Source organism: Advenella sp., from assembly GCF_052108595.1.
Classification (GTDB): Bacteria; Pseudomonadota; Gammaproteobacteria; order Burkholderiales; family Burkholderiaceae_B; genus Advenella.
In genome coordinates this window covers 20,151-27,043 of sequence record NZ_JBQEAU010000057.1, presented here as the reverse complement: position 1 = coordinate 27,043, position 6,893 = coordinate 20,151, and the positions used below count along the sequence as shown (strand labels likewise).

Sequence of the window (6,893 nt, the reverse complement as noted above, 5' to 3'; positions counted from 1 at the left end):
ACGTTTCTGCTTGGCAATTATTCGAAGACGCTGGGTGCTGCGATGCGAGTGGGCTTTATTGCCGGGCCTGCAAATATTTTGAATGAAATAGCCATGCTCAAACTGCTTTCCGGCCTGTCCACCTCAAGCCTGAATGAGCGTGTTATTCATGAAATCATTCACGGCGGGCATTATCGTTCTTATATAGAACGGCTGCGGCAACGTATCAATTGGGCGCGTACCAAGATGCTGGAGCGACTGGGCGATCTGGGCTATGTCCTGGCCCAACCTCCTGCTGCCGGGCTGTTTCTCTGGCTCGACATGTCCCGCGACGCCGAACCACTGGCTCGCCAGTTGAACCTGCACAACATTCCCGCCACGCCCGGCTCCCTGTTTTATCCTGATCAGCGCGTCAGCACTTACCTGCGTCTGTCGGTCAGCAGTTATGATCATCCCCATTTATGGGATGCGCTGGCCGCCTGGCAGCAGGGCTGATCAGCGCCAGGCATGGCCGATTGGCAAGCTTACCATCTGGATAGGTAACTTGCAGGCCTGCGACATCATTTCCGGCGCTATTGAACGCCATTTTGCACACCATTTAGCATGCCAGTCGGGGCGCCAGCGCCTGATTCACAAGGGGCAGGGTAATGAATCAGGTTCAGGCTTCGTGCAACGGAGCAGTGGCGGCATGATGCTTGACCGTGTCGGCTGCCTGCCTGGCGCCGTGGGGATCGGAAAATAGCGGGCTGCTGCCGATGATCTGGCCGTTGGCCGCTTTCAGATTGAAATAGGTTTTGCCGTTGGCGGATTTTTCAAAAACGTAGCGGCTGTCCGTTCCTGCATTCTTGCGAACCGACTCGATTCCATTTTTGGCCGAGGCAAGGGTCGTATAGGTTTCACTTCTAAGGACAGATGCGCCATCTGCTGCGTGCAGGGAAAAATGAAACTGGCCATCAACGGATTTTTTGAGTTCGAATGAAGCAGACATAGCAATGAATTTCCTTGCAAGTGTAATGGAATAAATACCGCATGAAAGAAACTGCCTGGCAAAGCATACTGCAAATTCGTGGAATGTAGAATGAAATAATATGTCTGGCCCTCTTGGGGCAGGGTGTTGCGGTACAGGCAGGCGGTGCGCAAAACCTCGGGGTGGTGCTGTGCCCGCTCAGATGTCGGTTGGCAAGTGTCATGCTGCGCTGCCAGATAATAATCGCGCTTGTAGGCGCAAGCGACAGGCGTTGTCGGGCGCCTGGTCCGTCATCGATCTCGCATCAACCACGCCATCACCTTGCTTGCAGCCACCGACAGTTTCACGGGACTGCAATTGCCTCAGTCTTGCCTGGGGTCTACTTGCTCGGGTATTTGTTGCTCAGGGGTCTCTTGTTCAGGAGCATCTTGCGGCGCAGGCGGTGTCAGTTGCCTGATTTGTAATTCGGCTGCCGCTGCCCGTGTCTGCACGGCGCTGACAAGCCCGACCAGATCGTACTGCTCGCCATTCATGTCTACTGCGCCGGCAGAGGCCAGTGACGGGTCACCCTCAATATTCAAGCTCAGGCCAATCTGATCCTGTTTACGGTACAGCAACTGGTTCCTGACCAGGATATCGATAATGGTGTCCAGTTTTTCTGCTGCCGTGGGCTCGACGGTGGATCCGGGTGAGGCCACGGCGCCGGACCTGAGCTGACTGACCCTGTCCGCGGCGCCTTGCGGCATGGCCTGATCTGCCTGCAGCTCCATGCGAACCGAGCGCAGGGCATTGAGCAGCAAGGCGTAGGGATCGTTACCGAACCGCGATAGCAGCGGAACCGGGTTGTTCAGCGCCACGTTGATCGAGGCTTTGGCAGACCCTTCCGGCAGGGTCCAGGTAATGGGCCCTACAGTGAGCTCGGGCTTGCCCGAGAGCATCAGGTCCAGGCTGGTCAGCAAAGCCATCCATTTCTGTTGTGGCACTGCCTGGTCACCGGGCTGGCCGACATTGAGCAACTGCTGCCAGGCTTGCGCTATAAACTGCATGGCGCCGGCACGGTCCAGTCCTGAAGCGGTCACGGTATATTGCAGTTTGCCAAGATCGGTGCCGTTGACGCGGACCTGGTTCAATACGGTATTTTGCTGCAGCGCCAGCAGGCTGTCCTGGGTGTCCGCTTTTGAATCGGTCTGATACTGGTCGATTTCCAGTCTGGCATCATCACTGGCAAGCGAGAATGCTGCCAATGTCGATTGTTGGCGCCATAGCGGGTTCTTTGTATCGCGACCGTCATAATGGGACGACATGGCAAGGTCCCGGAAAATTAAAGTGCTCGTACCGTTTTCGGTTTTCGGCGGCGTGACCTGTATCAACGGCATGTTTCCGGAAAACTGGGCCACCCGGTTTGTCGCGTCAACTGCGCCTTCAAAGTTCATGCCATCAAAATGCAGCTGGCCGTCTCGGATATTATTGAACGCGAGCGAGGCCACGCGTCCGCGATACCGTGTCTGTCCGTCAAGATGGGTGGTCAACAACAGTTCAAGCGGCGGCTGCCCCTGGCTCAATTCGAACAGGCGCGCGGTTTTTTCATTGTTGATCAGTGTGACGTGGCTGAGTGCCCGCACCGGTTCCAGTTTGCCCTGCTGCAGTCGGGACAGGGGCAGGGGGCCATGCTCGACCTGCACGTTAAAGTCCAGCGAATGCGACTGACCGGCATTGTCAAGTCGCAGGGTCAGCGTGTAAGTGGAAGAGAACAGGCCGGCATCTTTTTTCTCCGATGTCACTTGCACGGGAAGCCCGTTGCTGCGCAGTTGTGCGTTGATGTCCTGTGTGCGACGGATGACCTGTTCGTCCACTTTTGTGCCGCTATACCATGTGCCACCGAAGTAGCCCAGTATAACCAGCAGCACAACGGCAGCCAGTGTTTTGGTGATTTTTTTGCCCATGATATTTGTGATGTGCAACATTCAATGATGTTGCGGCATGCCCCAATGAGTTTAATATTCCGCCGGCCCGATTGCAGGCGCAATGTTGCGGAATGTAAGATGTGGCTTGCGGGGAAATTGCCCGAATGAAACTGTGGATGAATTGTAAATGAAAAAAGTCTATCTTGCCGGCTTTGATGTCTTTCGGTCGGACGCGGCCAGCTATGGGCAGTGGCTCAAAACGCTATGCGCGCGTCATGGGTTTGCCGGGTTGTATCCCCTGGACAACGCAGCGCCGCAGCAGTTGAGCGGCACGGCGCTGGCCGACTGGATTTACCGGGCCAATATCGCGCTGATCGAACAGGCCGATTGTGTCATGGCCAATCTGAACCCGTTTCGTGGCCTGGAGCCCGATTCCGGAACCGTGTTCGAGGTGGGCTATGCTGTGGCCAAGGGCAAGCCCGTATGGGCCTATACCGAACAGACACAGGCGCTGGTGGCGCAGGCCGGCGTGCAGGCGCAGGATGGGCGCGTTGTTGATGCGCAGGGTTACACGGTAGAGGATTTCGGGATGAATCTGAATTTGATGATTGCCTGCAGCACGCAGATTGTGCAGGGTGATGCATTGGCGTGTTTGCAGGCGATGCAGGCAGACGGTTCATGATGCGGGCGGCGGGCCCGCAACTGGGCTCATCATCCGGGCGCGTGCCTGGCTTTTTACTTGCTGCCTTTGCGCTTGACCTTCTTTTTTTCGGGTAAGGCCAGCATGGTGCCGCGGCAGGCCTGTGCGCCGCACAGGCACTTGTACTGTTGGCGCAGCGTTTTGGTGATTCTGCCGTCCATGATCAACCCGTAATCATAAAACAGTTCTTCGCCCTTCAGAATATCGCGAATGGCATATATATAGACACGTTTGCCGCCGCTTCCTTCCTGTGTCTCGCAATTGGGATTGCAACTGTGATTGACCCAGCGCGAGTCGTTGCCACCATTGCCGCCATCAATGATCCTGCCGCTGCTGGTGGAAAAAAAGAAAGTGTGAAACGGATCATCCGGATTGACCGGGTGCATGTCATCGGCCTGTTTGGCGCTGATGCGTTTGCCTGTGTATTCAATGATGCGCGTGCCTTGCGGTATATTACGAGCAGCAAAAACACCGTTGCCGTGCAACGTCGATTTGCGCACGACATGCCAGGGTGGGTTGGCGATATTTTTCTTTTTTTCGATCATTTTTTCTTGACGCCAAAGCAATGGTCCAGTGTGGGGAAAGTGCCTTCGCGTACCTCATTGGCGTAGGCTTGCACGCCATCGCGGATGGCGGCCTGCACGTCGGAAAACTGTCGTGCGAATTTGGGAATGCGATTGGGCGTCAGGTTGAAAATATCTTCTGCCACCAGGATCTGACCATCGCAGTCGGGCGAAGCGCCAATGCCAATGGTGGGAATGCTCAATGCCTGTGTAATGCGGCGCGCCAGGGGCTCTGCGGTGCCTTCGATCACCACGGCAAAGGCGCCGGCCTGTTCCTGTGCCAGTGCATCCTGGTAGATGATTTCGGCCGCTTCATCCGACATGCCCTGCGCCTTGAAGCCGCCCATGGTGTTCAGATACTGAGGCATCAGTCCGATGTGAGCCAGCACGGGAATACCGCGGTCGACCAGAAAGCGCGTGGTTGCAGCCAGCGGCGTGCCGCCTTCGTATTTGACGGCATCGGCGCCCGATTCCTTGAGCAGGAATGCGGCGTTGCGAAAGGCCTGCTCGGGCGACTCCTGATAACTGCCAAAAGGCATGTCTACCACGACGCAGACATTCTGCGTGGAACGCACCACCGCCCGCGCATGGGCAGCCATCTGTTCCAGGGTGATGGCCAGTGTGTTCTCCATGTTGTATCCGACCATCGCGGTGGAGTCCCCGATAAGGATCATATCCAGATACTCGTCCAGCACCCGGGCAAAGGGCGCGGTATAGGATGTGAGCGAGACGATTTTTTTCTGGTTTTTGTAGGCCCGCAATTGCGGGACGGTAATCCGTTTTGCTGTGGTATGCACACTCATCAAAAGCACCTTTCTTGAAATACGGCTGGCCGTCTGCGGCCACATGGCGAAGGGGTAAGTTTACCGTGTAATCGCGGGTTTTCTGTCAGTGCATTACAAAAAGGATATTATTTAAGCTTCTATGGAAAACCTGTCTGTCAGTTGGATTTGAATAATGAACACACCCCAGAACGATACGCCTGCCTTCAATGGTGCCCGATTGATGCTTGAAACCCTGATTGCAAACGGGGTCGATACCATTTTCGGCTATCCCGGCGGTGCCGTATTGCCGCTGTACGATGCGCTGTATTCCGAGCCGCGCATCCACCACGTGCTGGTTCGCCACGAACAGGCTGCCATGCATGCGGCCGAGGGGTATGCGCGCTCTACCGGCAGGCCCGGCGTCGTACTGGTCACCTCCGGCCCGGGTATGGCCAATACCACCTCGGGGTTGCTCGATGCACTGTGCGATTCGATCCCGGTCTTGTGTATCAGCGGGCAAGTAGCAACCGGCGCCATCGGTACCGATGCCTTCCAGGAGTGCGATGCGGTGGGTATTTCCCGGCCGGTCACAAAATGGAATGCCCAGATCAAGCGTGTTGAAGATGTGGCCGCCATGACCGCCAAGGCCTATAACATGACGGCTGCCGGCCGCCCCGGCCCGGTGCTGATTGATTTTCCGAAGGATATCCAGATGGCGCAGGCGCCGCAGGAGCCGGAAAGCGAAGTGATCGAGCCCGCCGTCAATACGGCTGGCCAAATGACCTCTTCCGTAATGCAGGCTGCCATCAAGCGCGCCGCTTCGCTTATTGCCAATGCCAAGCGCCCCGTGTTTTATGGTGGTGGCGGACTGATCAATTCCGGCCCGGACGCCTGCGAGGTCTTTTCAAATCTGGTCAGCTACACAGGTGCGCCATGCACGCTCACGCTGATGGGGCTGGGTGCTTTCCCGGCCAACGACAAGCAGTTCGTGGGCATGCTGGGCATGCATGGAACGCTGGAGGCCAATTTGGCCATGCATCATGCGGATCTGATCGTATGCATCGGCGCACGCTTTGATGACCGTATAACCGGGCGTCTGTCCGACTTCTGCCCGCACGCAGTCAAGATTCACCTGGATATCGATCCGGCATCTATTGATAAAGTGGTGCGCGCCGACGTTGCGCTGGTGGGTGACTGCTATCCGGTGCTCAAGTCACTGTTTAATGAGGTCAAGTCGCTGGAGCGCGAACCCGGGTTGATCGACGATTGGTGGACGCGCATTGAAAAATGGCGCAGCACTAATTGTCTTGGCTTTACGCCGTCGGACGACGTGATTCTGCCGCAGCATTTACTGGCAACTGTCAATGACCTGATTGAAGGCCGGGACGTCATTGTGAGTACCGATGTCGGCCAGCACCAGATGTGGGCCGCGCAGTACCTGAAGTTTCGTGAGCCCAATCGCTGGCTGACCTCGGGCGGTGCCGGCACCATGGGTTACGGCGTGCCTGCCGCGATTGGCGCGCAAGTGGGCAATCCGGATTCACTGGTGGTATGCATCAGCGGCGATGCGTCCGTACTCATGAATATCCAGGAACTGTCGACCGCGATCCAGCACGAAACGCCGGTCAAAGTGATCCTGTGCAACAACCGGCATATGGGCATGGTCCGCCAGTGGCAGGAACTGATTCATGACGGGCGCTATAGCCACAGCTATAACGCTTCCATTCCCGATTTTGTGGCACTGGCCACGGCCTTTGGCTGGGGAGCGGCCACGGTGTCTGATCCGCTGCAGTTGGAAGATGCCATCCGTGACTGCTTTGACTATGAGGGTCCTTATTTCCTGAATGTGGAAGTGCAGCCGCAGGAGAACTGCTTTCCCATGATGCCGGCTGGCTATGGCCATCAACAGGTCATGCTTTCCGAAGATACCTGGTACGTGGAAGAATAATCAGGACGCCTGTCCTGTTTGAGCTGGAGCCCGGTCATTGTCATGGCCGGGCTTTTGTTTTGATAGCG

The 6,893-nt window shown here is 56.5% G+C and carries 7 protein-coding genes; 3 read left to right on the top strand and 4 right to left on the bottom strand.

Annotated elements, in window-relative coordinates; all coding sequences use genetic code 11:
• On the top strand, nt 1-474 hold a 474-nt coding region (locus tag ACTIKR_RS11670), incomplete at its 5' end, for an aminotransferase class I/II-fold pyridoxal phosphate-dependent enzyme (RefSeq protein WP_442327906.1).
• Nucleotides 475-637: 163 nt separating this feature from the next.
• Here ACTIKR_RS11670 and ACTIKR_RS11665 read toward each other — a convergent pair.
• Complete coding sequence (locus ACTIKR_RS11665; RefSeq protein WP_130303200.1) at nt 638-967, bottom strand: YegP family protein; 330 nt, start codon at nt 965-967, stop codon at nt 638-640.
• Nucleotides 968-1,308: 341 nt separating this feature from the next.
• Nucleotides 1,309-2,910 carry a YdgA family protein gene (locus ACTIKR_RS11660; protein WP_193088217.1) on the bottom strand — a complete coding sequence of 534 codons (1,602 nt, stop codon included), beginning with the start codon at nt 2,908-2,910 and terminating at the stop codon, nt 1,309-1,311.
• 127 nt (nt 2,911-3,037) lie between these two features.
• Here ACTIKR_RS11660 and ACTIKR_RS11655 point away from each other — a divergent pair, with 127 nt between their 5' ends.
• Nucleotides 3,038-3,532, top strand: coding sequence for a nucleoside 2-deoxyribosyltransferase (locus tag ACTIKR_RS11655; RefSeq protein WP_193088218.1), 495 nt, complete (start codon nt 3,038-3,040; stop codon nt 3,530-3,532).
• 53 nt (nt 3,533-3,585) lie between these two features.
• Here the strand turns inward: ACTIKR_RS11655 and ACTIKR_RS11650 are convergent, their stop codons facing one another.
• Both ACTIKR_RS11650 and panB read right to left on the bottom strand, forming a co-directional pair.
• Entirely contained in the window at nt 3,586-4,095 is a 510-nt protein-coding gene (locus ACTIKR_RS11650) for an SET domain-containing protein (RefSeq protein ID WP_193088219.1), read from the bottom strand.
• The gene (gene panB, locus ACTIKR_RS11645; RefSeq protein WP_442327905.1) at nt 4,092-4,916 is read right to left on the bottom strand and encodes a 3-methyl-2-oxobutanoate hydroxymethyltransferase; all 825 of its coding nucleotides are present in this window, start codon (nt 4,914-4,916) and stop codon (nt 4,092-4,094) included. Before panB ends, ACTIKR_RS11650 begins: the two co-directional genes overlap by 4 nt.
• Before the next feature lie 154 nt (nt 4,917-5,070).
• Here panB and ilvB point away from each other — a divergent pair, with 154 nt between their 5' ends.
• Nucleotides 5,071-6,825, top strand: coding sequence for a biosynthetic-type acetolactate synthase large subunit (ilvB, locus tag ACTIKR_RS11640; RefSeq protein WP_442327904.1), 1,755 nt, complete (start codon nt 5,071-5,073; stop codon nt 6,823-6,825).
• Nucleotides 6,826-6,893: the final 68 nt, after the last annotated feature.

Excerpts from the sequence above, each read along its gene's own strand:
- ACTIKR_RS11650 (WP_193088219.1), bottom strand. The coding sequence starts at position 4,095 with ATGATCGAAAAAAAGAAAAATATCGCCAACCCACCCTGGCATGTCGTG.
- ACTIKR_RS11665 (WP_130303200.1), bottom strand. The coding sequence starts at position 967 with ATGTCTGCTTCATTCGAACTCAAAAAATCCGTTGATGGCCAGTTTCAT.
- ACTIKR_RS11655 (WP_193088218.1), top strand. The coding sequence starts at position 3,038 with ATGAAAAAAGTCTATCTTGCCGGCTTTGATGTCTTTCGGTCGGACGCG.
- panB (WP_442327905.1), bottom strand. The coding sequence starts at position 4,916 with ATGAGTGTGCATACCACAGCAAAACGGATTACCGTCCCGCAATTGCGG.
- ACTIKR_RS11660 (WP_193088217.1), bottom strand. The coding sequence starts at position 2,910 with ATGTTGCACATCACAAATATCATGGGCAAAAAAATCACCAAAACACTG.
- ilvB (WP_442327904.1), top strand. The coding sequence starts at position 5,071 with ATGAACACACCCCAGAACGATACGCCTGCCTTCAATGGTGCCCGATTG.